The organism is Collinsella sp. AM23-17, assembly GCF_003470945.1.
Taxonomy (GTDB): domain Bacteria; phylum Actinomycetota; class Coriobacteriia; order Coriobacteriales; family Coriobacteriaceae; genus Collinsella; species Collinsella aerofaciens_O.
The window spans coordinates 35,040-61,352 of record NZ_QRHU01000010.1 but is presented as its reverse complement, the minus strand read 5'-3'; the positions used below and the strand labels follow the sequence as shown (position 1 = coordinate 61,352).

The window sequence follows — 26,313 nt, the reverse complement described above, 5'->3', positions numbered from 1 at the left end:
CATCCCGTTCGTTATTTTAATGAGCCGAGTGCGCGAGTGGGAAGAGTCACGAGCATGGTCGTTCCGCGCTCCGAGCTCTCTTCGACCTCGATGGAGCCGCCGTGGAGCGCGGCGATCTCCCAGACCAGCGCAAGCCCCAGCCCCACGCCGCCGTATGCCCTGCTGCGCGATTTGTCGACGCGAAAGAAGGGCTGAAAGATGCTCGTCTGGTATTGCTCGGGAATGCCCGGCCCCTGGTCGCGCACGCGTAGCAGCACGCGGTCGCCTTCGGCGCAGGCGTTGATTTGCACGGTCGAGTTGGGCGCGCTGTAACGTATGGCGTTTTCGGTCAAGTTGAACAGCAGCCGATAGATTAGCGTATCGCTGCCGATCGTTTGCGCGTCGCCCTCACTTGTAAGCGTGATGTCTTTTTGCGCGGCAAGGGGCGCCAGGTCCGTGAGTACTTCTTCGATCATCGGCGCCAGGTCAATCGCATCGTTGCAAGGGACACTGCGCAGCTCGCTCATCTCGAGCAGGGTCTTTGTCATGTGCGTCATCCGCTCGGTCTGCTCCTGCAGCAGCCCGAGCAGGCTCGCTGTATCGGCGTCGGCGTCGGGGTGCTCGGCGCAAAAAAGCTCAACCTGGGCCTGCATGAGCGCAAGTGGCGTGCGCAGCTCGTGCGCCGCATTGCCCGTAAACTGTCTTTGTGCGGAAAATCCCTCGTCAAGGCGGGCAATCATGTCGTTAAACGACGCGCTGCAGCGCCTGAGTTCAGAGGGCACGTCCTCGCTGATTTTTGTGTCGGCGAGGTTGTCGGGCCGCACGCTCTCGACTTGCGTCGCAAAGAAGCGCAACGGCCGCAGCGCATGTCCGCTTACAAAGTAGGCCAGCACGCCGCCGAGCAGCGTTACCGCCGCAGTTATATACCAGCTCGTCGCGCCAAACGATTCTTGGGCGTCGTTCACGACGATGGTCAGCGCGTCGTCGAGCTCTTTGTTTGTCGGGTCAAATGAGCTGGGCGAGGCCGCCTCCACCTTGCTGTGCGCCGACGCTTCTGCACCAATCGAGTCCATGTAGCGCATGCCGGAGTAGCCAACCAGACAATTCATAAGTACGCAGGTCGAGCATACCAGCAGGGCCGTCATCAACGTGATGCGCCACTGCAGAGACAGCCGCTTCATTTGCCGTCCTCCATAACGTAGCCTTCGCCGATTCGGTTGCGGATGGGGTCGTGCCCCAACGCACCGCGCAGCTTTTTGCGCAGCGACGAGATGTGCACGCGGGTCGCGTTGCTAAAGCTGTTGACGCTGCTGTCCCATACATGCTCGATAAGCTCTTCCTGGCTCACCGGCCGCCCCTGATTAAGCATCAGGTATTCCAAGATGCCGGTCTCCTTGCGCGTGAGGCATAGGGTCTCGCCGCCCACGGAGGCGACGCGCGCCTTGGTGTCAAAGTTCAGCGATCCGCAGGTCAGGACAACGTCGCTTTGCGTAAAGCGTCTGAGCGTGAGGCTACGGATACGTGCTGCCAGCTCGTCAAGATGGAACGGCTTGGTGAGGTAGTCGTTGGCGCCCGCATCGAGCCCTGCTACCTTGTCGGTGACCTCGCCGCGTGCCGAGAGCACGAGCACCTTGGTCTCACAATCAGTTGTCCTGAGTTGCCTGAGCACGGTCATGCCGTCGACATGGGGGAGATTGAGGTCGAGCACGACAAGATCAAAGGTCTCGACATCGAGTAGATCGAGGGCCTGCTGCCCGTCGTAGCAGCAGTCGACGCTATAGGCCAAGTTGCGCAGGCTGCGTGCGATCGCATCGCACAGCGCCCGCTCGTCCTCGACGACCAAGATGCGCATAACGTTCTCCTTGCATAGTCATTCACGCTTAACACGGATTTTATAGTCGGTATGGTCCAATGGGTCGCGAAACGAAAGGAGTGGTCAGATTGTTCAAAGCGATTAAGCCTGTGGCGCAGGTGGCTTTGCTGATCGTTGGGGTAGCCATGGTTGGCTTTGGAATTATGCGCGGCGAGGCAGATGCCGTGCTGGCCAAGGCAATCAGGCTGTGCTTGGAGTGTATCGGAATTGGATAAAAGAAAAAACACTGCATCGCATCTTTTGGCGAGATTCCGCGGATTGATTCAGGCGGCGGCGACGCTTGCGACCAATATTCACCTGCCTAACTTTGTCAAGGGGGGCATCTACCAGGGGGCGGGCAAAGCCGTCTGCGTGCCGGGGCTCAACTGCTACTCGTGTCCGGCGGCCTCGGGTGCGTGTCCCATCGGGTCGTTTCAGTCGGTGGTGGGCTCGTCTAAGTTTAGCTTTTCGTATTACGTCACCGGAACGCTCATTCTAATCGGCGTGCTGCTGGGACGTTTTGTATGCGGCTTTTTGTGCCCGTTTGGATGGCTGCAAGAGCTTTTGCATAAGATTCCCAGCAAAAAGCTCTCCACGAAAAAGCTCAAGCCGCTCACGTACATCAAGTATGCCGTGCTGCTGTTTGCCGTGGTGCTGCTGCCCGTCTTGGTGGTCAACGATGTGGGTATGGGCGACCCGTTCTTTTGCAAGTACATCTGCCCGCAGGGCGTGCTCGAGGGCGCGATTCCGCTGTCCATCATGAATACGGGAATCCGCTCCGCGCTGGGAAAGCTCTTTTCCTGGAAGCTCGCGATCTTCATTGCGGTTGCGGTGCTGAGCGTGCTGTTCTACCGCCCCTTCTGCAAATGGATTTGCCCCCTCGGCGCATTTTATGCACTCATGAACAAGGTGTCGTTGCTGGGGATTCAGGTCGATCATTGTAAATGCGTCTCGTGCGGCAAGTGCGCCAAGGTGTGCCAGATGGACGTGGACGTTACGCGTACGCCCGACCATGCCGAGTGCATTCGTTGCGGCAAATGCGTGGGCGCGTGCCCCGTCGATGCTATTAGCTTTCGCTACGGGCTGGGTGTGACGGGCGACAAACCCGCGCAGTCCACGCAAGCCTGCGAAAACAAATAGGTACCTATATAAGTTTCGATATAAACGGAGGAACCATGAAACTGTCAAAAATTGCGGCTCTGTTGATGCTGCCCGTGCTGGCGCTGACTCTCGCGGCGTGCTCTGCCCCCAAGGGCGACGCGAAGGATGCCACGAGCGGCGATGCGCAGATTGCCGAGCTCATAGCGCAAAAGCCGTCGAGTGCCGAGGAGGCGGCCGAGCTGTACCAGCAGCTGCTGCAAAAGGAAAACGAGATCTTTGCGAGCGATAACGCCCTATGGGAAAAGGTGTTCCTTGCGGCCAACAAAGACACTCCCATGATTGAGGACGGCAAGAACTACGGTGACTTCTTGCTCGATACCATCGAGGGCGCCAAGGATCAGTTTGCGGCTGACGAGCTCAAGACGCTTAAGGCCGGCGCACAGCAGGTCAAGGAGATCGAGGACAAGCTCATGGCGCTGGAGAAGGAGTTCCCCGGATGCGGCAGCACGCCCGGCGAGGGGGAGAGTGTTGATGCCTCGACCGCAGGCATGGCCAACGGCGAGAGCGGGGAGACGAAGTTCCCCAGCTTTAAGGGCAAGGACTTGGACGGCAACGATGTAAACAGCGACGAGCTGTTCTCCAAGAACAAGGTCACCGTCATGAACTTCTGGTTTACCACCTGCAAGCCGTGCGTGGGAGAGCTGGGCGATCTGGAGAAGCTCAACAAGGAGCTTGCCGAGAAGGGCGGCCAGGTCGTGGGCGTTAATTCCTTTACGCTCGATGGCAACAAAGACGAGGTGGCCGATGCTAAGGACGTGCTTTCCAAGAAGGGCGTGACGTATAAGAACATCTGGTTTAAGTCGGACAGCGAGGCCGGAAAGTTCACCTCCAACCTGTACTCGTTCCCGACCACCTACGTGATCGACCAGAACGGCAACATCGTGGGAGAGCCGATCATGGGCGGTATCAACTCCGCCGAGCAGCGCGAGGCGCTCAACAAACTGATCGATCAGGCACTCGCGAAGAGCGAACAGTAAGTCCGTGGGACAGACAACTGAAGGGGAGTCGCTGGAAACAGCGACTCTTTTTTCTGCTTCGGGGTAGCATCATGGGTATACGTCGAAAGGGCACGCAGCTTTTCGTGCATTGCCTGAGCGGTGCGCGAAGCAACCAAGCTGTGAGTTTTCTTAAGCGTTCTGGGTATGGCAGTGTCAAGAATATCGGCGGCATAAGCGGCTACACGGGAAAGGTGGTGCGTTAGCTATGAAGGTGGTTATCGTTGGAGGCGTCGCGGGCGGCGCGTCGGCGGCGGCACGTTTGCGCAGACTCGACGAACAGGCCCAAATTGTCATCTTTGAGCGCACGGGTTTTGTATCGTATGCCAACTGTGGGCTTCCGTACTACATTGGCGGCGTGATAGAAGAAGAGAGCGCATTGACGCTGCAGTCTCCCAAGGGCTTTTGGGATCGCTTTCGCATTGCGGTCAAGACGAGTCACGAGGTGTTTGCCATCCATCCCGATTCGCATACGGTCGAGGTTCGCAATATGCTGACGGGCGAGGAATTTGTCGAGACGTATGACAAGCTCATCCTGTCGCCGGGTGCAAAGCCGATTCGCCCTGCGTTGCCGGGCATCGACTCGGATAAAATCTTTAGCCTACGCACCGTTGAGGACACGCTGCGTATTCACAGCTATGTTCGAGAGCGGCGACCGAGCAGTGCCGTCGTGATCGGCGGCGGCTTCATTGGCGTCGAGACGGCGGAGAATCTGTGCGAGCTGGGGCTCCAGGTGACCCTTCTGCAGCGTCCCGTCCAACTTATGAACAACCTGGATTACGACATGGCGACCCTTTTGCATACCGAGGTGCGTGAGCACGGTATCGATCTGCGCCTCAAAGCCGATGTGACAGGTTTTGAGGAAGTTGATGGCCGCGTTGTCACCCATGTTGCGGGCGATGACCCTATCGGAGCCGATATGGTGCTGCTTGCCATTGGCGTGGCACCTGAGAGCCATCTGGCGCAAGAGGCGGGGCTCGAACTGGGCATCAAGGGGGCTATTGTGGTCAACGACCGCATGGAGACCTCTGCTGCCGACGTGTATGCCGTGGGCGATGCCGTGCAGGTCACGCATCAGGTGACCGGCGAGGACGCGGTCATTTCGCTCGCCGGCCCCGCCAACAAGCAGGGGCGTGTCGTCGCCGATGTCATAGCTGGCATGGACAGCTGCTACCTCGGATCGTTGGGCTCATCGGTTATCAAGGTATTCGACTTGACGGCGGCAAGCACGGGACTATCCGAAAAGGCGGCACACGCGGCGGGAATTGACTGCGACAGCGTGGTCCTGTCGCCCGGTTCGCATGCGGGTTATTATCCGGGTGCAACGCCCATGACCATGAAGGTTGTCTTCGAGAAGCAGGGATTGCGCCTGCTGGGTGCGCAAATCGTGGGCATCGATGGTGTGGACAAGCGTATCGACGTTCTGGCGACTGCCATCCAGGCAGGCATGCACGGCGATAGGCTTAAGGATTTGGACCTAGTATACGCGCCGCCGTATTCATCGGCGAAGGATCCCGTTAATATGGCGGGCTTTATGATCGAGAACCTCAATCGCGGCATACTGGCGCAGTGGCATTGGGAGGATGAGCCCAACTTGCCACGCGATGGCAGCGTGCAGCTGCTCGATGTTCGTACGGAAGGGGAGTACGAGCGCGGGCATATCGATGGTTTCGTAAACATTCCCGTCGATGATCTGCGCAATCGCTTGGGCGAGCTCGACCGGGCCAAGCCGGTTTACGTGATTTGCCAGAGCGGCATTCGCAGCTACATTGCTTGCCGCATTTTGGCGCAGCATGGCTTTGAGTGCTTTAACTTCTCGGGCGGCTATCGCTTCTTTGCAGCCGTGACTGAGGCTCGCCGCGGCAGCGCTAACGTTATGCCGTGCGGGCTCGAAAAGTAGCGCGCATTGGAATGTGACAAAGTGACAGCCTCTTTGTCGCATCGGGGATGTTATATGCGGGATGGTGCGCCATGCGGCGTGCTGTCCCGTTCGTTTTTTGGCGCGGTTCGTTACATTCCTCACTGGTATCGGCCAAAAATGAGGATAGAGTAGGACAAACGCGCCGAACGTGAACGGCGGGGGAGCGGGCGAGCGCGCCCGCGCGAGAGAGGTTGCCGTCCATGCTGGATCTCAGAGTTATTTGCAAAAGGTACGTTACGCAGTCGTTTACGCAGGTAGCGCTCGACAGCGTAAGCCTGTCTTTTCGCGATAACGAGTTCGTAGCCATTCTGGGTCCCTCGGGTTCGGGTAAAACTACGATGCTCAACGTCATCGGTGGACTCGATCATTTCGATTCGGGCGATCTGCTGATCGACGGCATCTCGACCAAGGACTTCAACGACCGCGATTGGGATGCCTATCGCAATAATCGCATTGGCTTTGTGTTCCAGAGCTATAACCTCATTCCGCATCAGAGCATTTTGGAAAACGTGGAGTTGGCGCTTACGCTCACGGGCGTGGGGCATGCCGAGCGCCGCCAACGTGCGCGCAAGGCGCTCGAGGCAGTCGGTCTGGGCGAGCACGTTGACAAGCGCCCGAGCCAGCTTTCGGGCGGGCAGATGCAGCGCGTGGCCATTGCCCGCGCCCTGATCAATGACCCCGAGATTGTGCTGGCTGACGAGCCGACCGGCGCCTTGGATTCAACGACGTCCGTCCAGGTCATGGATTTGCTCAAGGACGTTGCGCGCGACCGTCTGGTCATCATGGTCACGCACAATCCCGAGCTGGCGTACAAGTACGCCACGCGCATTGTCAACCTGGCGGACGGCAAGGTCACCGACGATTCAGATCCCTTTGATGCTGCCGAGGCCGCGCGTCGCGAGGCCAAGCCCACGCGCAAAACCTCGATGAGCTTTGTGACGGCGCTTGGGCTTTCTGCCCGAAACCTCATGACCAAGAAGGGCCGCACGGCCATGACGGCCTTTGCAGGTTCGATTGGCATTATCGGCATTGCGGCGATCCTGGCGCTCTCCAACGGCGTAAACGACTACATCAAAAAGGTCGAGGAGGACACGCTCTCGAGCTACCCGCTGACGATTTCCAAACAAGATTATGACCTGTCGTCCATGATGGGCGGGCATGGGGCTACGGATGATGAGGTGTCCGAGGGCGAGGATTCATCCGACGCCACCGGTGGCAAAGATAAGGGAACCGATAAGATCCCTGTGGTCACGGCCGTAAAAGACATGTTCGCAAGCGTTAAGTCCAACGACATGACGAGCTTTAAGGCATGGCTCGATGCCGGTGGCGACGGCATCGATAAAGAGGTCAACGCCATTCAGTACGGCTACGGTGTATCGCCGGTTGTCTATCGTGCCGGCAAGGGCGATGAGAAGCCTGTCCGGCTGGTGCCCAACGCCATGACCGAGGCCATGAGCGGCGGCGCAAGTTCGGCGGCAACGGTGAGCATGGATTCCATGGGGACCTCGGTCTTTAACGAGATGATTGACGACCAGAGCCTGCTCGACAGCCAGTACGATGTCGTTGCCGGCCATTGGCCTACGTCTGCCAACGAGGCCGTGATGGTGCTTTCGAGCCGCGGCACGGTGGGCGATTACACCCTCTATAGCATCGGTGCGCTGGATATCGATGAGCTTAACGACCTGGTTAACAGTGCCATGACGGCCGACGGCAAGGTCGAGACGCCCAAGGCCGGCACCGACTTTAGCTACGACGATGCGCTGTCCACGACGTTTAAGGTGCTGTCGCCGTCCGATGCCTATCGCAAAAACGAAGAGACCGGCATGTGGACTGACATGTCTGGCGATGCCGACTTTATGGCGGCCAAGGTTGCCGACGGTATTGACGTGCGCATTGTGGGCGTGGTGCGACCCAACGAGGCGGCAAACGCGAGCGCATTGTCCCCGGGCATTGCCTATACGCATGCGCTGACTCGCCAGCTTATGGAGCGTGCTGCCGATTCGCAAATCGTGCAGGAGCAGCTTGCCCACCCCGAGACGGATGTCTTTACGGGCAAGTCTTTCGATGAACTGCAAGGCGAGGCCAAACAGAGCGTGGAACTGGGCAGCATGTTCAGTGTGGACGAAGCGGCGCTGAAGAGTGCGTTCTCTCTCGATTCGTCGGCGCTCTCGGGTGCGGCCGGCGGTATAGACCTTTCTGGTATCGACTTGTCCGGGCTGGACCTTGACCTTTCGGGCGTTGGGAAGGGCATTGACTTCAGCGACATCATGGCCAAAGCGCCGGCCCCAGATTTCTCGGGCATCTTTGACGGTCTGGAACTCACGCCCGAGCAGATGCAGCAGGTAGGAACGCTTGCCAACCAGCTGTTTGAGGGCTTTCTGCAGTCTGATCAGTTTAAGGCGCTGTCGCCCGAAGATCTTAAGGACGCGTCAAAGCTTGCTGCCGCATTCTCGGCGTATCTTGAGAATGATGCCGCAGCCCAGCAATGCCTGGCTCAGCTCAAGGCGTTGGGCGGCGATGCCTTGGCCGAGCGCCTGCAGCGGGCGATGGGCGACTATGTGCAAAAGCAGCTGGCTCCGTATTTGCAGCAGGCTATGGACCAGGTGACAAAGACGATCAGCGAGCAGATTGCCACGACGGTATCAGCTCAGCTCAAGGCGAGCGCGGCAGGGCTTATGGACCAGATGGCGACGCAGATGTCTTCGAGTTTTGCCAACCTGGCGAGCGCCATGCGCGTGGATGCGGGCGCCTTTGCTCGTGCCATCCACTTCAACATGGACGCCGAGGACCTGAGTTCGCTCATGATGAGCTATGCCAAGGCATCGAAGCTCACCTACGACAACAATCTGACCACGTTGGGCTATGCGGACGAGGCGGACCCCATTTCGGTCAAGATTTTCCCGCGCGACTTTGAGGCCAAGGAGCGCGTGCTCGATCACATCGATGCGTACAACAAGCAGGTCAAAGCCGCCGGCCACGATGAGCGGGTAATTTCGTACACCGACTACATGGGTATCATCATGGGCTCGGTGACCGACATCGTGAATACTATCAGCTTGGTGCTCATCGCATTCGTGAGTATCAGTCTGGTGGTGAGCTCCATCATGATCGGCATTATCACCTATATCAGCGTGCTGGAGCGCAAAAAGGAGATTGGCATCCTGCGCGCGATCGGCGCGTCAAAGCGCAACGTGGCCAACGTATTTAATGCCGAGACCTTTATCGAAGGCCTCATTGCCGGCGTCTTTGCCATTGTCGTCGTGGTGGCCGTGAGCTTTCCGGTTAATGCCTGGGCGCTTGCGGCCAAGCAGGTGCCCAACCTGATGAGCCTGCCCGTTCAAGACGCGCTGATGCTCATTGTAATTTCGGTGCTGCTGACGGTCGTTGCCGGCCTGCTGCCGGCTCGCAGCGCATCCAAGAAAGACCCTGTGGAAGCCCTACGCTCCGAATAATGTGACAAAGGGACTGCCCCTTTGTCACATTGGGGGCCCAATTACCGTTCGGCACGTTAAGGGTCCCCGCTCCCCGCTTAACACTTGACGAAGAATCTCCATCTTTATATACCTATCGGTAGGCATATAGGTTGCATTGCCGATAGAAACGGAGTAACCATGACTCTCATCGCACCAGCCGAAAAGGACCGCCCCCGTGAGAGCGGCGCATTTGCTTGGATTGTCGTTATTGCGCTCGGTTTAATGTCTGCGGGAACAACCGGCACCTACAGCATCATTGCCGGCTCATTCATCGCTCCTGTATGTGAAGACCTGGGCTTTGACTACACTTCTTTCTCTTTCTATTTCACCGCGATTCTTCTTGGCCTTGCGCTTGGGCTTCCGCTTTTGAGTCGTTTCATTCCAAAAGTAATCGGCAAACCATGGCATATTTGCGTTGAACTCGTCCTTATTGCCGCCGGCGCCGCAATGGCGTTCTACACCGAGGTCTGGATGTTCATCGTCTCCGCCGCAGTGATCGGCATCTGCTTTTCGTTCACAACGGGTGTCTGCATGTCCGATGTCATTGACCAATGGTTCAGTAAATCGTCTGGTCTTGCCATCGGCCTTGCGTGGGGCGTTAATTCTCTCTGCACGCTGCTATTGAGTCCTGTCGTTACACTGGTCATCGAGCAGCAAGGCTGGCGTACGGGTTACATCGTACTTGCGGCCGTTTCTGCAGCCATGATATTGCCCACAAGCGCATTTATCATTCGCCTTAAGCCTTCTGATCGCAATATGCTTCCGTACGGAGAGACTACCTCCGAAACCCATGAGAGCTACAGCGCCGATGAAAAGGAAGATGTCTCTTCGGGCATGGCGCTCCGCGATGCCGCGAAAACGCCATCTTTTATTCTCTGTGCCCTTCTGCTCTGCGTGGCGCAACTCACCTGCTGCATGAACCAGCTGTTCCCGACCTATGCAAGCGAGGTCGGCTTCAATCCCATCGTGGGAAGCCTAATGGTTTCGGCGGCTTCGCTCTCCGATATTTTCCTAAATCCCTTCGTAGGCAAAACATGCGACAAGCTCGGTGCTATTAAAGCAACGGTCGCATGGACGGGAGTCAGCATTCTTTCATTCCTACTTCTCATCTTTGGCGGAAGCAACGAGACCGTTTCCATCATCGCGGCCGGCGTAAACGACGTCATGTTCGCCATCGTTGGAACTGCAATGCCGATGATTCTCCTCTCGCTCTTCGGATCACGCGATTTTGGAAGGATCTATTCGATTATTTGCTCAGCGGGCTATGTTGTCGGAGCTTTCGGAATGCCAGTCATGATGAAGGTTTACGGTATGGCAGGGTCTTTCCAAGGAGTATTCGTCTTCTGTATCATCTGCAACCTTCTGATTGCGACATTTGCTTTAGTTTCCGGTCTCCTCAATAAGACTACCGCGAAATAACCTGACCAACGAACTGCCCTTCAGCCCTGTCATTTGTCTCCGCAAGTTAAAACGAAATTGGGGCCGATTCCAACATAGCTGGAATCGGCCCCAATTTCTATTCAACAACTTTTGCAATCATCGCGAACACGGGTTTCGAACCATTCCGCGACCCCGCAAGTCGTCGCATCGCGCTTGCCAAGGTGCCTCTGTTATTACGCGCCTATTTAAACATGAGTTCGACGATCCCTGCCCAAACAGCCTTTTCATCGATGTCTTCATCTTGGGCAACGGTATTGCTCGCTCCCTCAAGTACGGTGTAAAGAATCTGCACGTACAGCATGACGTCTGTTTCATCGGAAAACGCGCCAATTTCTAGGCCATGGAGAAGGATGTCTTTAAGCGCGTCCATAGTTCGGTTGATCGCCGTTGCCTGACGTTCCTGAACTGCAGGGATTCGATTTGCCTGAATACTGACCTCGGCCAGCACGCGACGGCGCTTTTCATCACTACGATAGCCACCTATAACCGAATTGCCGAGCTCGATAAGCGCCGCCTTGAATCCGTCCCTATCGACTATTAGCGAATAGTCGCGCTGATAGTCGATAGTCGGAAACATACTATCTAAGAGCGTGGTGAAAATATCCTCTTTAGAGGGAAAGTAGTAGTACACCGATGGCTTGGATATACCGACACGGTCGCAGATTTTTCCAATGGACGCCTTGTCGTAACCGACTTCTGCCACAAGATCATACATTGCGTCCAATATTTTTCCCTTTGTGCTCACGCTTCACTTCTCCATTGCAAATCACTTCCGCATTGCCAACATTATTAAGAATGGCAACGGAACATCAATTCGTGTCCAAACACGACCACTATAAACGGTGAACGGTAGGTATCGACAGGCGAATGGCAATTATACAAAATCACCTACCGAACGGTAGGTATAGTAGTACTATAGCTGGTGTAACCCCGCTATTGTCGCGGCCGGACAGCATTGCGGGAAACCCGACGGAAGGACCAACCATGTACGAGAACTATCGTATGCCGGGCGAGTTTGAGAAGCGCTCCAACGTCTATGTGACATGGCTTCCCGATTACATTCGCGCAGAGGGCTTCGATAATCGCCAGCCCTGCGTTGACGTAATTAAAGCTTTGCTTGAGTATGGCGACGTTACGGTCAATCTCAACTGTGGCACCCCCGGCTCCTACGAGGAAGCCTGCTCGCGCCTTAAAGAAGAAGGGGTGGATCTCGACCGTATCCAGATTACGCAGTTCGAAGACTCCAACTTCTACGTTCGCGACAACGGCCCCAGCATCATGGTCGACGACGAAGGCCATTCCTATATGGTCAACCCCGCTTGGACCTATTATGGCGTGTGGGACAAGAACTCCCCAGAGTGCCAGTCCGCACGCAGGGCAGCTGTTCACATGGCGGTTGCGCTCGGGTGCTTCGATATCGTCAATTCCGAAATGGTTTCGGAGGGCGGCGACCGCGAGTTTGACGGTCACGGCACCCTGATCGCCATCGAGGACACGGAATGCCGCAAGCGCAATCCCGAGTTCTCAAAAGAGGAAGTGGAGGCCGAGTACAAGCGCATCTACAACCTCAACAAGGTTATCTGGCTGCCGCAGCCTATGCTTGAGGACGACGACTATCGACTGGGCATCCTCGACGAGAAGGAAGATGGAACTCCTGTCTTCGGCATGAGCTTCGCCGCCCACATCGATGAGATGTGCCGCTTTATCACCCCGAACAAGATTCTTCTTGCCGAGGTATCCGATGAGGAGGCCGCCTCGAGCAAGGCGGGCGCGGAATCGCATCGTCGCATCGACGCCGCCTACGAGATTCTACGCGCCGAGACGGACTGGGAGGGCAAGCCCTTCGAAATCGTCCGCATGCCCACTGCCGAGCCGATCGAGGTTGTCATCGCTCCCGGCGACGAGGACTACGAGCTGTATAAGGGCTTCATCGACGAAATGGGCGGCAAGTTCATGGATGGCACCCCTTGGCCCGAAGGCCCCGTTCACTTTTATGCCGCAGCAAGCTACTGCAACTTCCTCATCTGCAACGGCGTCGTTCTTGGCCAGCGTTATTACCACGAAGGCATGAGCGAAGTCGTGAAGGAGAAGGACGAGCAGGCCAAGGCGGTTCTTGAGAGCTGCTTCCCCGATCGCAAGGTCATCATGATCGACTCTCTCGCGCTTAACCTGTCCGGCGGCGGCGTGCACTGCTGGACCAAGGACGTGGCCGCCAGCTGCTAGCAAGTTCTTAAACTTGCGCTGCCTGATCCAAGCGCCACATTTACAGTCCCCGAGGGATGTCCGTGTTTCCCTCGGGGGCGCATTCGACACTTACCCATCAAACAATTGAAAGGAAATAGGCATGAACAACAGCCTTCGCGGTCGCGACTACCTCAACATCCACGATCTTTCCTCTGAGGATTTCCGTTACCTCATCGATCTTGCCTGGAACCTCAAGGCCCAGAAAAAGTCCGGTGTCGACCAGCGCTACTTCCCCGGCAAGAACGTTCTCGCCAACTTTGAGTGGGGCTCGACCCGCACTCGTTGCGCCTTTGAGACCTCTTGCAACGACCTGGGCATGGGCTTCACCTATCTGACCAACTCCCACATGGGCGATTGCGAGACCATCGAGGATGCCATGCGCGTCTTCAACGGCATGTATGATCTCATTGTCTATCGTGCACAAAAGGACGAGCAGTTCCTCTATGATGTCGCCGACTTGGTCGATATTCCAGTCATCAATGCCCTCACCCTCGGCGATCACCCGACCCAGATGCTCGCTGACGCTCTCACGATGGAGGAGCAGTGGGGTGGTCTGCGCACGAGCCGTGGCAAGAAGATGGCCTTCGTTGGCAACTGCGCCGGCGCCCCCGTGTGGTATGGCCGTCTGTGCGCGATGCTCGACATGGACTTCCTCGCCATCGGCCCCGACGACCTCCGTCACCAGATGTGCAAGGAAATGATCGAGGAGGTTGAGGCCTGCTACGCCAAGTACGCGCCTAACAGGACCTTCACCATCACCTCTGACCTTGATGCTCTGGACGGTGTCGACGTAATCGTTACCGAGGAGTGGCGCTACATCAACCCCGAGTGCGGCGACGAGGTTCTGGACCCTGACGACTACAACTCTTGGCTTGGCGACGCCGAGTCCCTGTACCCCTATCGCGTCACCAGTGAGCTGTGCAAGCGCACCAACAACCCCGACATCTTCTGCATGCACGAGCTCCCCTCTGTTCACAACGCAAATCACCGCGTTGGCAAGATGTTGCTCGACCAGTGCAAGAACGACCTGCATCGTGAAATCATCACCGAGGGCTTTGAGATTGCGGACGAGTGCTTTGAGGCCAACGCGTCGGTCATCTTCCGTGAGGCAGAGAACCGTCAGCACACCATCAAGGCCGTTATGTGCGCCCTTCTGGGTCTCTAGGAGCTGTATCAATGGAAAATGCAAAGTTAAAGAGCAGCAAGGTTTACGCATGGGTTCTCGTGATCGCGCTCGGCCTCATGTCTGCCGGTACGACCGGATCCTATAGCGTAATCGCTGGCTCCTTCGTCGCGCCCGTGTGCGAGGAGTTCGGATTTGACTACTCCATCTTCTCGTATTACTTCACTGCAACGCTCATTGGTCTTGCAGCGGCTCTTCCGTTTGTCGGAAAACTCATCCCCAAGGTTGTTGGCAAGTTTTGGCTCCCCGTCGTCGAGCTTATTCTGCTCGCCGCTGGCGCAGGCATGGCCTTCTACACCGAAGTCTGGATGTTCATCGCAGCTGGTGCTTTGATTGGCGTTTGCTTCGCCTTCACTACCGGCGTCGCCATGTCCGATGTTATTGACCAGTGGTTCAAAAAATCTGGCGGCCTGGCAATTGGTCTCGCTTGGGCAGTGAACTCGATTTACATGCTCATCATGAGTCCCGTCATCACCTCTGTCATTGAGGCTGCTGGCTGGAGGACTGGTTATCTGGTGCTCGCTGGCGTCTCCGCCGTGCTCATTCTTCCCGCTTCCATCCTGATTATCCGCTATAAGCCCCAGGACAAGGGCATGCTGCCCTATGGCTATGTCGAAGGCGAGACGGTCGCCGAGACCGAGGAGACGACCGAGGATAGTGCACGTGGCGTTAGCTACGCACGCGCTATTAAGTCGCCTGCATTCTTTTTCTGCATCGGCTTCCTCTGCCTCGTTCAGCTTACTTGCTGCATGAACCAGCTGTTCCCCACCTATGCCGCCGAGGTCGGCTTTAGCCCCATGGTGGGTGGCTTCATGGTTTCCGCCGCATCGCTGTTCGACCTGTTCCTCAACCCGATCGTCGGTACCACTTGCGATAAGTTTGGCAGCACCAAGGCCATTCTGAGCTGGCTCGCCGTCTCGATTCTCTCCTTTGTCATGCTCATGATGAGCAGCGGCAACTCGACGCTCAGCATTCTTGCTGCCGGTGTTAACGACGTCATGTACGTCATCGCCGGCACCGCTCTGACCGTTTTGGTGATGGACGTCTTTGGCTCCCGTGACTTTGGTCGCATCTTCGCGCTCATCTGCTCCGTGGGCTATATCGTCGGCGCCTTTGGCATGCCCGTCATGATGAAGGTATACGAGCTTGTCGGCTCCTTCCAGGGCGTTTTCATCTTCTGTATTGCATGCAACGTCATCATCGGTCTGTTCTTGCTGCTGGCAAAGAAGACTGGTAAGAGCCTCTCTTGGGACGAATAGTTCGATTCGTCTTAGTCATACGCTGTAGGAGTTAATCTGCAGCAGCTTTAGGGCATCGGCTAACGCCGGTGCCCTTTTTCATGGAATGTGACAAAGGGACAGTCCTTTTGTCACATTGGGCGCCTAGCTCGTTTTGCCCACCAACGTGATACGGATGCTTGGATGGGTGTACTCGTCAAACTCGTCCTCGGGCTCCGTGTCAAACGAATAGTACGTTTTGATGAGGTCGTCACTCGTCCTGATGGAGATTCTCTCGTAGAGCGAACCGTTCAAAAAAGCCTGCCTAAACTCTTCGGGGAGCTTTTGCGGTGCTAGGAGCTCGGGACTCACGGTCTTGACGTCTACGGTTTGGACGACAGAGGAAAGCTCATCCAAGTCGAGCTCGACGCGGGCGAGGTTGTCCTCAAGGCTCGCGTCGGGGTCGATCTCTGCGATGTAACTCACTTCCTTGAGCGTCCCCTTGTTATCGAAATCCAGGTACGTATAGGTCTTCTGGGTATCGGAGTCGCCGTCGTGAAGGTAGCCGCGGACGTGATAGCCGTAATCTTGATATCGCTCGTAAGGGTCATCGGCGGACACGTACTCGCATGCGGGTTCTAGCGTCTTGCGGGCGATGGCAATTTGCTCGGCCGCGGCCGCGGCGTTCTGTTGCATCTTGATGTTTCCCTGCGCCAGCTGCGGGATATAGGCACCGCACACGATTGCGAGGGGCAGCGCCACAAGTGTGACGATCCACTTTTTTGCACGGGGGATGGGCACGCCACAGGCCTCCGCCATGGCCTTTGCATTAGCGAAGCTCTCGGTAAGCACGTCAGCTGCAGTGGCGACGGCGCCAACGGCAGCGGCGACTTCTGCCGCGCCGCCCAGGTTGCGCGCGGTCTCGTTGTCGCTGTTCTTGAGCAGGCGTGCGGCGGCCTGCGTACCGATAACGCCTGCGATTTGTGCCGAGCGGTCTTTCTCGGACTGCTCGACGACGAGTCGGCACTGCATTTCCTTCCACTGCTTGCCGCGCATGCCAAAGCGCGGCGCGAGAGTGCAGTAGCAGAATATGACGAGCTCGATGGCAGTGAGCACCAGGGCGGCCGTCATGCCCGTATCCTGGAAGCCTTCGTGGTGGAAGACAATGTCGTCAATCATTTCGAAGGGAATGATCAAAAAAGGCAGCACAAACGCCATGGCAAGCGCTGCACCGGCAATCTTGGGGCAGATGCAATATCGCTGGATGCGCTTGCGTTCTTGTTCGGAAAGTGTTGCCATAGCTGGTCCTTGGTGTCGTAACGGTCGTTGCGGCGCATGGGGCGCGGGGCGCATCAGTTTGAGCTAGCGCTGGATAAGAACATAGAACAAGATGCTCATCGCGATGAGCAAGAAGCCTGCGAGGTTAAACATCAGTGTGGCAAAGTTGCCCACGATGGGGCGTTCGACATAGCTTTTGTCTGGGTTGCTGGGGTTGTAGTACACGGTCATTTGGCTACCGAGAGGCCAAAGCTGCTCCGCGAGGGTGCCTAGGCGGGCGATGGGGCCTGTCTGCACGTGCAGCCAGCCCTTGGCGTCTTCGTAGGCGGTGGCTTGCGTGCGGATGGGGAGTCCCGACAAGCTTTTGGTCTTTATGCCACGGAATTGTTTTTTCGCGCGGTATTGCGTGCCGTCGACGGTGTATTCCAAAACGGGATACATCCTGCCTTCGCCCATAAAGCGATGGTCGATGACCGTTCCCATGGTCACGGCGGTACAGGCCTTGGCTTTCCTGCGAGCGGCGGCTTTCATGAGCGCGCTCACTCCGATAAGCAGGATGCCGATGCCCCCAACCAAAATGAGCGCGAGCAGGGATATCTGCGACGTGGTCATGGCGTTCTCCTTTGGCGCGATACCGTCATATGTGACTCAGTATAGAGGACCCCCGCCCTCGATGGGCGTATTATGTGACAAAGGGACAGTCCCTTTGTCACATTGATTTGAGAATGGATGTTGATGTATTTATCGCTGGCCCCTATGGAGGGGATTACCGGGCATGTGTTCCGTCGCGTGCATGCGGAGTGCTTCGGCGCGCTCGATTGTTATTACACGCCGTTTTTGCCGCCGCCGCGGGTGGGCAATCGCTTTGGCGGCAAGGCGTTTAAAGAGGTCGATCCTGCCAACAACCAGGGACTTAACGTGGTGCCCCAGCTGATGTCCAAGAATGCGGACGAGTTTGTGTGGGCGGCGCAGGTGCTTGCCGATATGGGTTACCGCGAGGTCAACCTCAACCTTGGCTGCCCTTCGGGTACGGTGGTCGCGAAGGGCAAGGGTTCGGGCTTTCTGCGCAATTTGGATGAGCTCGAGGTGTTCTTGAGCGACGTGTGCGAACGCTCGCCCTTGCCGGTGTCGGTCAAGACCAGACTGGGGCTCGAATGCGATGACGAGTACGAGCGCGTGCTCGACCTCTATTGCCGAATGCCGCTGGCGGAGTTGATCGTGCATCCGCGCGTGCAAAAGGACCGTTATACGGGCTCACCGCGCAAAGAGTTTTACGGCGAGACGCTGGAACGGGCGCCGTTCCCCGTGGCCTATAACGGCGACATCTTTGATCTTGAGGACATGGATGCGCTGGTGAAGGCCTATCCCGGAACACGCCACGTAATGTTGGGGCGCGGCTTGCTTGCGAATCCCGCGCTGGCTCGCATGGTTAAGGGCGACCCTGCCGCTACCGCCGCTGAGCTGCAACGCTTCCATGACATGCTGTTTGCGGCCTATGCGGACGAGATTGGGGGCAACGCGGTCTTTCGCATGAAGGAGTGGTGGTTCTACGCCAAATGCGCCTTCGCCGATCCCGCGACCGTTCACAAACTCGTACGCAAGACCAAAAAGGTCGATGAATACCGTGCTGCTGTCGACCGTGTCTTTCGCGAGCAGCAGCTTGCGCCCATCGCCCGCTTTTGTGGCTAAATGATCCCTTGGGGACGGAGAAGAACGGATCGCCTGTGCCGGACCCATGCAAAAAACTGTACGCCAGCATCCAAGGATGTCGAAAAATATCGTTTTTGGATGCTGACGTACATGTTTGGTTCGGCAGGGGACTAGGCAATCATTGCATCGAGTGTAATGAGTTCCCTGAGTCGCTCCGTGCGCGTTTGCCCATGGCGCTTTGCCTTTGCGTCAAATGCTTCAAGAACCGATTCGCCCACACGTGCCGATAAAACAACGCTTGGTTCATCGGAAATCGGCGGCCTTCCCAACTTGACGGTGTGGCCCTTCGGCCACTCATCTTTTTCGTATGCCGCTGCGGCTTTTTCTAGCTCACCGGGAGCAAACCCCATCATCTTTTCGAGCTGTTTAGCGTCCATAGCGCCTCCTATCGATCGATTCCGATTTCCCTGAGCACCTTGCGCGTAGGAGGGACAAGGGCGTGGTAAATGATGTAACCATCTCGGTCGGGGCAACATCGAGCAATGAGCTCCATGAGGCGGTTTTTTCCATCAAGTCCAACGAGAACGTAATCGATGCCTCCATTTTCAAGATCACGCCTAAACCATGCGAAAGCGGAGTTCCAAGCGCAGGTAATATCCGTCTCTGTCAGCCCATGTTTGAGGGCATGGGGGTGGATTGCGATGAGCTCCATAGGGACCTCTCTTTATGTATACAGTTTTGTAGACAAAAATACAAGCAGTTAATACGGTTAAGCAGCCTGTTTTGGTTGGACTGTTGGTTGCATAGTTGGCACGAGAGGCTCTAGCGTTTTTTCGCTCTTTAGCTCGGTGTATGAGCGTCCGTTGAACTCCCAGAGGGGAGTGTTTTCATAGACTATTGCGAGGAGCTTGGAGACCTTGTTTATCTCCGCTTGTTTGTAAAAATCGGGTCGTACGACGATCAATAAAAATTCGGCATCTTCGGTTGTTTGTTGTGCTGTCGGCATGCCGTTGAGACCAATAGAACGCAAGAGCTTTGCCATGATGAAATCGAACTCGTCCTCTCTTGCGTGAAGGCTTGCGGCACCCAGCTTGGAATCATTCAAGATATACAATTTGAGATTATTAACAGATTGTGTGTAGCTGGCATATCCACAGACGATGTCCTCATAGTCTAGTTTTTCGATTGGATGCTGCTTATGGCCAGTGAATATGGCCGCCCTCCTGCTCTGAACACGTCGCTCGCGTAACGAGCGCATTTCCTGGGTGTACTCGCTATGGCGTTCGTATCTTCGATAGGAATATCCGTAGTCGTCGTAGTAATAAGGGTTATTTTCGACCGTGTCGTCTAGTTCCGGCGCTATGAGGTACAGCTCTCCGTCCTTGGAAAGTATGCAGGGGTTGTCGATGCGCCCCGACTCCTCTTTGATTTTCCAAATAGTTTCATTTACTTCGAATATCGAGACTGGTTCGGGAGCGCAAGAATTGTAAAGCTCAACAAACTTCTCGAGCGAAATGATTCCGCAGGCATCTGTATAAGCGCGGGCAAAGCGCCAAACTTCCTGGTTCGCTGTGAGCTCGCGGAATTCTCTGTTGCTTGGAGCATCTTGTGGATTCTGGTATCTGGCGTGAAGCGCGATGTGCGATGAGGGCCACCTGTTGTCGGCCGCGACGTTCATGAGCTCAAGACGCAGGTACTCGTTTGTGACGCGAGCGAGTGCCTCATAGTGGGCTAGGTCAAGCTCTGATCGAAAAGGTGCGTATTTGGGAACGGCGCGAGCGAACTTAATGCAGCGTGCGAGATAGGATTGTCCTAGGCGGGGGCCATAGTGCTTGTGTAGATGGCCGCCGACGGGGGAGAGCAGTCCTTTGAGATTAGTAATGGGGTATCCGGCAGTCTCTTGTTCGAGGCGGCGCCCAATGAGCAACGCCCCCTCTAACGAAGTCTCATGATCGAGTCTCTTTTGATTGAGACTCTTGGCTTCAACGATCTTGCTGATATCTGAGCAGGCGCTTGATACGGTGTCGGACGTAAAGGTTGGAATCTTTTTTGCCATAACGATGCACTCCTGTGTGGCTCACGGATAACGGAAACGTTTGGTTGTGAGTGTCGTTCTTTGACGGCGACGACGAACAGGAGCGCAGCCTGTCTGAGATGGACGAGTGCGGTAACCACCGATCTTACTTACCGGGCTCGCTCCAGCGTGTCATTGGGGACCTCCGCGGGAACTCTCGACCCTTCTCATGCCTTGAGGCGAGTATAGCATAAAAAGCAAACGTATGTTCTATTAAATCGATACTAGTCGTTGGGGACGTTCTTTAACGACTAGTCATTTAAGAACGTCCCCAACGATTGCCCACAAATAGCTGTACGTCAGCATCCAAAGATGTCGGAAAATGTCGACTTTGGATGCTGGCGTACATGTTTGGTTCGTATGGGTTTGTGCGTTGGGGCCGGCCGACCGCGGCGCGCGGACTAGAGCAGGTTCTTCTGTATCCACGCGATGATGTCGCCCGACTCGTAGAGTGGCGTGCCGTCAATGAACAGGCAGGGAACTTGGCGCTTTCCGCCGACGGCGATGAGCGTCTGCTCGGCATCGGAATCGGTCGAGATATTACGCTCGGGGATGGTCACGCCGTTATCGGCCAGGAAGCGCTTGACCTTTATGCAATACGGGCAGCCGGTCATAACGTAGAGCGCGAGCTCGTGATCAGTAGCCATAGGTCTCCAATCGGTTGAGGTTTCGATTGAAATACCCAAAGCCGCCGCGGTCTATGCACGCGTCAACGACGACTCGATTGCCTGTACCAGAAACGCCGTGGCTCCGGTGCCGCAGGGCTTGTCGTAGTAGTCAACAAAGCGCTGGTCGGCAAGATAACCATTGGCGAGGCCCAGGTATGCTTCGTCCTGGGGCTCGTGTCCCCAGTTAAGGCCAACCCATCGGCGGTGCATTGCGACAAGCTTGCGGGCTTCGTTACTCTTTGGATCGCCGTCGTCCATGGCAATCGAGAGCTGGCCTAAAATCGCGCGCTCGAGTTCTTTCATGTCGTTCCAGGTTTCGGGGTCCATGTCCAACAGCGCTTCGTTTGCCGTATCGATAGCCTCATCGCCATAGCGCGCCCGCGCCTCGGCACCGTAGCGGTCCTCGTTTTCGTGCACGGAGCGCCAGCGCTCCAGTTGCGGCAGCACGGCGCCCATGAGCGAGACGGCTTCATCGAGCGACATGCCGGTGCTTTGTGCCAGCCGCGGGGCACAATCTTCGATCATTGCCTCCATCGTGGTCTCATAGGTGTACTTGCCGCGGTCGTAGCACCACTTGCAGTAATGATCGGTCCTGGCGCCCGCGGCATTGGTGCCGCAGTCATCGGGCGTGAGTATCATGCCGCAGCTCTGGCAATAGTGCTCGGGCATTTCGAGCAGGTGCGACAGCGGTTCTCCGGTTACGGCGGCAATGAGCTTCATCATGTCGATGCCCGGGATGACTTCGCCGCGCTCCCAGCGGCTCACTGCCTGGCGCGTGACATAGAGCTTGGCGGCGAGCTGCTCTTGGGTGAGGCTGTTGGCACGACGGACGGCGATGAGTTTTTCTGCAAAGGCCATGATAGTTCCTTTCTGCTGCTTGCGGCTTTAAGCATACGCGGCGGCCGATGCCCTTCCAAGCAACCGTTGGTTGCAAAAAGGGCGGTCGTGGTGGGGGATTGCACGCAGCGTCCATGTCCTCATGCCGTACAATGACCGGCATGGAACCTATTGCACACATACATACCGACCTGCCGCAGAAGTTCGGCATCCCGCGCAACAGCTTTTTGGCGCCCCATCTTGAGGGGTGCATTGTCTTTGAGCCGGAATATGCTTCCAACGCGGCGGTTGAGGGCTTGGACTCCTTCTCGCACCTGTGGCTGCTCTGGCGCTTTGAAAACGGAACGCCCGGCGGCACGGCGGAAGACATCGCCGCCGATGCCAAGACGCAGGACAGGTCCGGCACCAACGCCAAGTGGTCGAAGACCGTGCGACCGCCGCGCTTGGGTGGAGCCGAGCGCGTGGGCGTATTTGCCACACGCAGCCCGTTTCGCCCCAATCCCATCGGTCTTACTTGCGTCAAGCTCGATCGTGTCGAGCTTACCGACGACGGCCCCATCATCCATGTGCTGGGAGCAGATCTGCGCGACGGCACGCCCATCTACGATATCAAGCCCTACATTCCGTTTGCGGACTGTCACCCGGATGCGACCGGCGGCTGGATTGAAGATGCGCCATGGCAAGAGCTCGACGTTGAGTTTCCGCATGCGCTGCAGGATATGGTCCCGCCCGCAAAGCTCTCCGGCTTGATAGAGGTCCTTCGCCAAGATCCGCGCCGCGCGGGCAGCAAGCACGAGCCAAACCGCGTGTACCACTTGGCTTACGCCGGACTCGACATATCGTTTACGGTTGACGGAACCAGGCTGACGGTAACCGCCGTCGACGACGCGCAGGACTAACCGGCCATTTGTCCGCATTCCCATAGTGGTGCCGCGAGCATGGCTGCGATATTCAGTGGCTGCTCGACGAGGGGGCGCGTGTGGGCGTGGGCTATCAGGACGGCCGTCCGTTCCACGGGCCCTGCCACATTCGCGTGAATCTGGCGCTGCCGCTTTCGCGTGTAAGGGAGGCGTGCGACCGCCTGGACCGCTACGTTTTTAATGCACGGTAAGTGAGCGCTGCATGCGGGGCCGTCTGCCAGATTGGCTGGAAGGCCCCGTATGGTAAAGCATCTGTAACCATTGAGCGCAAGCGCGGTTTTGTCTGCTAATATCTTTGCTCTTGAGTCTGTAAACAGGAACGTCTGGAGCTCGATGAAAAGACCTCGTCGCTCGGCCGCCATATCGTTGTTTGTTGCGCTTGCAGTGGTGAGTGCCTTTGTCGTGGCGATAGCTGGCTGTTCCGGGTCGAATGACGGGGCCGCGGCGTCTGCATCAGAAGGCGCGGCCGCCTCGCAGGTCAAAGACGACAACCTTAAGACGCTCAACGTCGGCAGCGACCTCTATCCACCGTTTGTGTATAGCGACGAGTACGGCAATATCGTTGGCCTGGATGTCGAGATTTTGACCGAGGCTTTGGTCCGCATTGGTTACAAGCCAAAATACCAGCTGATCGACTGGGAAAAGAAGAAAGAACTGCTGGCGAGCGGCGAGCTCGACTGCGTCATGGGCAGCTTTAGTATGACGGGTCGCGAAAACGAATATTGCTGGGCCGGCCCGTACCTTGCGAGCCGCCAGGTGGTCGCGGTCGATCCCGAGAGCGATATCTACACGCTTGCCGATCTTGAGGGTAAGGTCGTGGCGGTCCAGTCCACCACCAAGCCCGAGTCGATTCTGCTCAATCGTACCAGTGAAAACGTTCCGCAGATCAAGGAGCTCTACAGCTTTTCGGACCGCTCGTACCTGAACCCGGCGCTCGTCGAGGGCCTGGTCGATGCCGTCGCCGCGCATGAGTCCTCGCTGCTTACTTACGAAAAAGACTATGGTGTGACGTATCGCATTCTGTCTGAGCCGCTGCTGGAGGTTGGGTTGGGCACCGCTTTCGATCTCAACGACGCACGCGGCATCGACGTTAAGCTCACCCATGCCTATCAAGAAATGCTTGCCGATGGCACCATGGAACGCCTGGTGTCAAAGTACTATGATGACCCTTCGCCGTTTTTGAATGTGGAGGGCCTGTCATGATTGATGCGTCCGACCACACCGCTCAGGAGCGGGGCGATCGTTCGGCACGGGAATGGCTCATCGTCGTCCTGTTGGGGATAGCGCTCTCGATTGTTGCCGGCGTGACGAGCTACGCCTACACGACAGCTCAGGCCGAACAGCGCTTTGCCGACGTTGTCGATTACGTGGCGACACAGAGCCTTTCCTACGATGCGTTCAACAGCGCCTATGCGACCAAAAACCTGATTCGCGTTATGGAGATCGCCGGAGAGGCGGCGCGCGATATGGAGCGCGACGGCTCGGTGGATAACGCTACGTTGGAGCAATATGCTGACCAGTTTAATGTGACAGCGCTGATCGTAACGGATGCATCGGGCAACTTGGTGTCCGAGTCCTCGAAGGATGACGTGGGCTACGAGTCGCTCGCTGCGAATCTCAAAGAGGCGCCTGTGCTGGAGGTGGCAGCCCATCCGCTTAAGTCCTATACCGCTCGCATTACGCTTGCGGACGATTCGGTCGCAGACATTGGCTGCGTGGCCCGGCGGGACGGTGAGGGCATCGTTGTCGCGGTGAGGCACCAGAGCGCCAAGGCGGTCGCGAGCAATACGCTCAAGTTGCAGAGCTTGCTCGATGGTTATGAGACCATCGATAGCGGTAACATCGTGATTGAAAACGACGGTAAGGTCGTTGCGACCAACGCTGTTGAGCCCGCCGTGTCAGGCGTGTTCGATTTGCCTGCGACGGATGCCATCGTTGTCAACGGCATTAAGGAGCGTTGCCTGGCTGGTAAGGTCAGATTGGTCAACGACAGCGGTGAGTGGTATCTGGGCACATTTGGTAAAGCGCGTGATTTTTACGTGTACACCTATGCTCCCGCGCAGCGTTACTTTGAGGTTGTTGCCGCTGTTGTTGCCAGTGTGTTGGCACTCTACGGCGGTGTTATAGCCACTGTTGTGTTGGTGCGCCGCCGCGCCGAGAGCCAACGCTTTGCCGACCTGTTGCTGCAGGAGCGCGACTATGGCGACAAGCTGGCAAAGGCAGCGCGCGAAGCCTCGTCTGCCAACTCTGCAAAGACGGAGTTCCTGCGTCGCATGAGTCACGACCTGCGCACGCCCATCAACGGCATTCGCGGTATGGTCGAGGTGGGCAATGCCAACGCGGACGACTTGCAAAAGCAGACTGAGTGCCGCTCAAAGATCTGGACGGCGTCGGGACTGCTGCTCGACCTTGCGAACGAGGCACTCGATATGAGCCGCTTGGAGAGCGGGCAGGTCGACCTGAATCTTGTGCCTACAGATATGGTGGCCCTCAACCGTGAGGTGTGCGATATTCTGGAGCGCCAGGCCGAGGAGCGCCTGGTGACAATTATCTGCGACCAACGGACTCTTGATCATCCCTATGCCCGGGTGAGCGTGACGCACCTCAAGCGTCTGTTGCTCAATATTGCCGGTAATGCCGTCAAGTACAACCGCCAGGGCGGCTATGTTCGCCTGACATGCCGCGAGGTAGAGCCGGTGGATGGCGTCCCCGTCTATGAATACACGATCGCCGATAACGGCATTGGCATGAGCGAGGAGTTTCAACAGCACCTCTACGAGCCGTTCAGCCGCGAGGAACAACAGGTGGAAGGCGCTTCATCGGGAACTGGCCTGGGCGCGTCTATTGCCAAACAGTTGGTCGAGCTTATGGGCGGAACCATGAGCTTTACGAGCGCCTTGGGGCAGGGGACGACGTTTACCATTTGCCTGCCGTTTGAGAAGTGCAAGAGTTCCGAGATTCCTCAGGCAGTTCGCGTGGATGCAGGCGACAGCGACGTGCTCCAGGGCCTGCGCGTTTTGCTCGTAGAGGATAACGACCTGAATGCCGAGATCGCACAGTTTACGCTCGACCGCGCCGGTGCCGTCGTGACACATGTCAAAGATGGCGAGTCTGCCGTCGAGACGTTTGCCGCGAGTGCGCCGCACGAGTTCGACGTGGTGTTGATGGACATCATGATGCCCGGCATCGATGGCCTTGAGGCCACGCGTCAGATTCGAGCGCTCGATCGCGAGGACGCCGCGACCACGCCGATTATCGCCGTGAGCGCCAATGCCTTTGCCGACGACCGTAGGCTTTCGCGCGAGGCGGGCATGAACGCGCATCTGAGCAAACCCGTGAGTTCTCAGGATCTCGTTGAGGCGCTTGCGCACATAGCCGCCGACGCTTCATAAACAAATAGCTCGGTTCCAATACTGGTTGG

General features: G+C 56.9%; 24 protein-coding genes. 14 read left to right on the top strand and 10 right to left on the bottom strand.

From position 1 onward, the window contains the following. Positions 1-11: 11 nt before the first annotated feature. Both DW645_RS05150 and DW645_RS05145 read right to left on the bottom strand, forming a co-directional pair. Positions 12-1,160, bottom strand: coding sequence for a HAMP domain-containing sensor histidine kinase (locus DW645_RS05150; RefSeq protein WP_118226650.1), 1,149 nt, complete (start codon positions 1,158-1,160; stop codon positions 12-14). Then, entirely contained in the window at positions 1,157-1,831 is a 675-nt protein-coding gene (locus tag DW645_RS05145; protein ID WP_118226648.1) for a response regulator transcription factor, read from the bottom strand. The genes DW645_RS05150 and DW645_RS05145 overlap by 4 nt, the downstream gene beginning before the upstream one ends. 89 nt (positions 1,832-1,920) lie before the next feature. Here DW645_RS05145 and DW645_RS05140 point away from each other — a divergent pair, with 89 nt between their 5' ends. The 6 genes from DW645_RS05140 to DW645_RS05115 all read left to right on the top strand — a co-directional run bounded on the left by DW645_RS05140 (position 1,921) and on the right by DW645_RS05115 (position 10,800). After that, a complete protein-coding gene (locus DW645_RS05140; RefSeq protein WP_197032826.1) occupies positions 1,921-2,067 on the top strand; it encodes a CD1871A family CXXC motif-containing protein in 147 nt (48 codons plus the stop codon). After that, a complete protein-coding gene (locus tag DW645_RS05135; protein WP_233540717.1) occupies positions 2,060-2,971 on the top strand; it encodes a 4Fe-4S binding protein in 912 nt (303 codons plus the stop codon). The genes DW645_RS05140 and DW645_RS05135 overlap by 8 nt, the downstream gene beginning before the upstream one ends. Positions 2,972-3,006: 35 nt before the next feature. Continuing rightward, positions 3,007-3,969, top strand: a complete 963-nt coding sequence (locus DW645_RS05130; RefSeq protein ID WP_118226644.1) for a redoxin domain-containing protein — start codon at positions 3,007-3,009, stop codon at positions 3,967-3,969. 226 nt (positions 3,970-4,195) lie between these two features. Then, positions 4,196-5,887, top strand: a complete 1,692-nt coding sequence (locus DW645_RS05125) for an FAD-dependent oxidoreductase (protein WP_118226642.1) — start codon at positions 4,196-4,198, stop codon at positions 5,885-5,887. A gap of 221 nt (positions 5,888-6,108) precedes the next feature. Next, positions 6,109-9,360, top strand: coding sequence for an ABC transporter ATP-binding protein/permease (locus tag DW645_RS05120; RefSeq protein WP_118226640.1), 3,252 nt, complete (start codon positions 6,109-6,111; stop codon positions 9,358-9,360). 159 nt (positions 9,361-9,519) lie between these two features. Next, positions 9,520-10,800 (top strand): MFS transporter, encoded by a 1,281-nt coding sequence (locus tag DW645_RS05115; protein WP_118226638.1) that lies wholly within the window; start codon positions 9,520-9,522, stop codon positions 10,798-10,800. A 202-nt stretch (positions 10,801-11,002) separates the two neighbouring features. Here DW645_RS05115 and DW645_RS05110 read toward each other — a convergent pair whose 3' ends face one another. Next, entirely contained in the window at positions 11,003-11,566 is a 564-nt protein-coding gene (locus DW645_RS05110) for a TetR/AcrR family transcriptional regulator (protein WP_117563584.1), read from the bottom strand. 239 nt (positions 11,567-11,805) lie between these two features. Here DW645_RS05110 and DW645_RS05105 point away from each other — a divergent pair, with 239 nt between their 5' ends. From DW645_RS05105 to DW645_RS05095, 3 genes are all read left to right on the top strand, one after another. Further along, the gene (locus DW645_RS05105; RefSeq protein WP_117635844.1) at positions 11,806-13,044 is read left to right on the top strand and encodes an agmatine/peptidylarginine deiminase; all 1,239 of its coding nucleotides are present in this window, start codon (positions 11,806-11,808) and stop codon (positions 13,042-13,044) included. 121 nt (positions 13,045-13,165) lie between these two features. Then, the gene (locus tag DW645_RS05100) at positions 13,166-14,230 is read left to right on the top strand and encodes an ornithine carbamoyltransferase (RefSeq protein ID WP_117635843.1); all 1,065 of its coding nucleotides are present in this window, start codon (positions 13,166-13,168) and stop codon (positions 14,228-14,230) included. A gap of 11 nt (positions 14,231-14,241) precedes the next feature. Beyond that, positions 14,242-15,507, top strand: a complete 1,266-nt coding sequence (locus tag DW645_RS05095) for an MFS transporter (protein WP_117635842.1) — start codon at positions 14,242-14,244, stop codon at positions 15,505-15,507. 123 nt (positions 15,508-15,630) lie between these two features. On the opposite strand, the gene DW645_RS05090 is transcribed toward DW645_RS05095, so the two are convergent. Then, a complete protein-coding gene (locus DW645_RS05090; RefSeq protein WP_118226636.1) occupies positions 15,631-16,764 on the bottom strand; it encodes a hypothetical protein in 1,134 nt (377 codons plus the stop codon). A 63-nt stretch (positions 16,765-16,827) separates the two neighbouring features. Continuing rightward, on the bottom strand, positions 16,828-17,355 hold the full coding sequence (locus DW645_RS05085; protein ID WP_118226635.1) for a DUF3592 domain-containing protein: 528 nt from the start codon (positions 17,353-17,355) through the stop codon (positions 16,828-16,830). Between the two features lie 123 nt (positions 17,356-17,478). Here DW645_RS05085 and DW645_RS05080 point away from each other — a divergent pair, with 123 nt between their 5' ends. Beyond that, positions 17,479-18,432, top strand: a complete 954-nt coding sequence (locus DW645_RS05080) for a tRNA-dihydrouridine synthase (protein WP_117640864.1) — start codon at positions 17,479-17,481, stop codon at positions 18,430-18,432. 131 nt (positions 18,433-18,563) lie between these two features. Here the strand turns inward: DW645_RS05080 and DW645_RS05075 are convergent, their stop codons facing one another. From DW645_RS05075 to DW645_RS09930, 5 genes are all read right to left on the bottom strand, one after another. Beyond that, a complete protein-coding gene (locus DW645_RS05075; RefSeq protein ID WP_055252530.1) occupies positions 18,564-18,830 on the bottom strand; it encodes a ribbon-helix-helix protein, CopG family in 267 nt (88 codons plus the stop codon). Positions 18,831-18,838: 8 nt separating this feature from the next. Then, positions 18,839-19,105 (bottom strand): hypothetical protein, encoded by a 267-nt coding sequence (locus DW645_RS05070; protein WP_055252529.1) that lies wholly within the window; start codon positions 19,103-19,105, stop codon positions 18,839-18,841. A 57-nt stretch (positions 19,106-19,162) separates the two neighbouring features. Continuing rightward, positions 19,163-20,449 (bottom strand): hypothetical protein, encoded by a 1,287-nt coding sequence (locus DW645_RS05065; protein ID WP_118226633.1) that lies wholly within the window; start codon positions 20,447-20,449, stop codon positions 19,163-19,165. A 419-nt stretch (positions 20,450-20,868) separates the two neighbouring features. After that, positions 20,869-21,114: a glutaredoxin gene (locus tag DW645_RS05060; RefSeq protein ID WP_117635838.1), complete on the bottom strand. Its 246-nt coding sequence runs from the start codon at positions 21,112-21,114 to the stop codon at positions 20,869-20,871. Positions 21,115-21,165: 51 nt separating this feature from the next. Further along, positions 21,166-21,993 (bottom strand): TipAS antibiotic-recognition domain-containing protein, encoded by an 828-nt coding sequence (locus DW645_RS09930; RefSeq protein WP_158568685.1) that lies wholly within the window; start codon positions 21,991-21,993, stop codon positions 21,166-21,168. Between the two features lie 140 nt (positions 21,994-22,133). Here DW645_RS09930 and DW645_RS05050 point away from each other — a divergent pair, with 140 nt between their 5' ends. The 4 genes from DW645_RS05050 (at position 22,134) to DW645_RS05035 (ending at position 26,284) form a co-directional block, all read left to right on the top strand. After that, a complete protein-coding gene (locus DW645_RS05050) occupies positions 22,134-22,871 on the top strand; it encodes a tRNA (N6-threonylcarbamoyladenosine(37)-N6)-methyltransferase TrmO (protein ID WP_233540716.1) in 738 nt (245 codons plus the stop codon). Between the two features lie 80 nt (positions 22,872-22,951). Then, positions 22,952-23,083: a hypothetical protein gene (locus tag DW645_RS10165; RefSeq protein ID WP_255413287.1), complete on the top strand. Its 132-nt coding sequence runs from the start codon at positions 22,952-22,954 to the stop codon at positions 23,081-23,083. 142 nt (positions 23,084-23,225) lie between these two features. After that, a complete protein-coding gene (locus DW645_RS05040) occupies positions 23,226-24,095 on the top strand; it encodes an ABC transporter substrate-binding protein (protein WP_118226631.1) in 870 nt (289 codons plus the stop codon). Then, positions 24,092-26,284 carry an ATP-binding protein gene (locus DW645_RS05035; protein ID WP_118226629.1) on the top strand — a complete coding sequence of 731 codons (2,193 nt, stop codon included), beginning with the start codon at positions 24,092-24,094 and terminating at the stop codon, positions 26,282-26,284. The genes DW645_RS05040 and DW645_RS05035 overlap by 4 nt, the downstream gene beginning before the upstream one ends. The last annotated feature ends 29 nt before the right edge of the window (positions 26,285-26,313 follow it).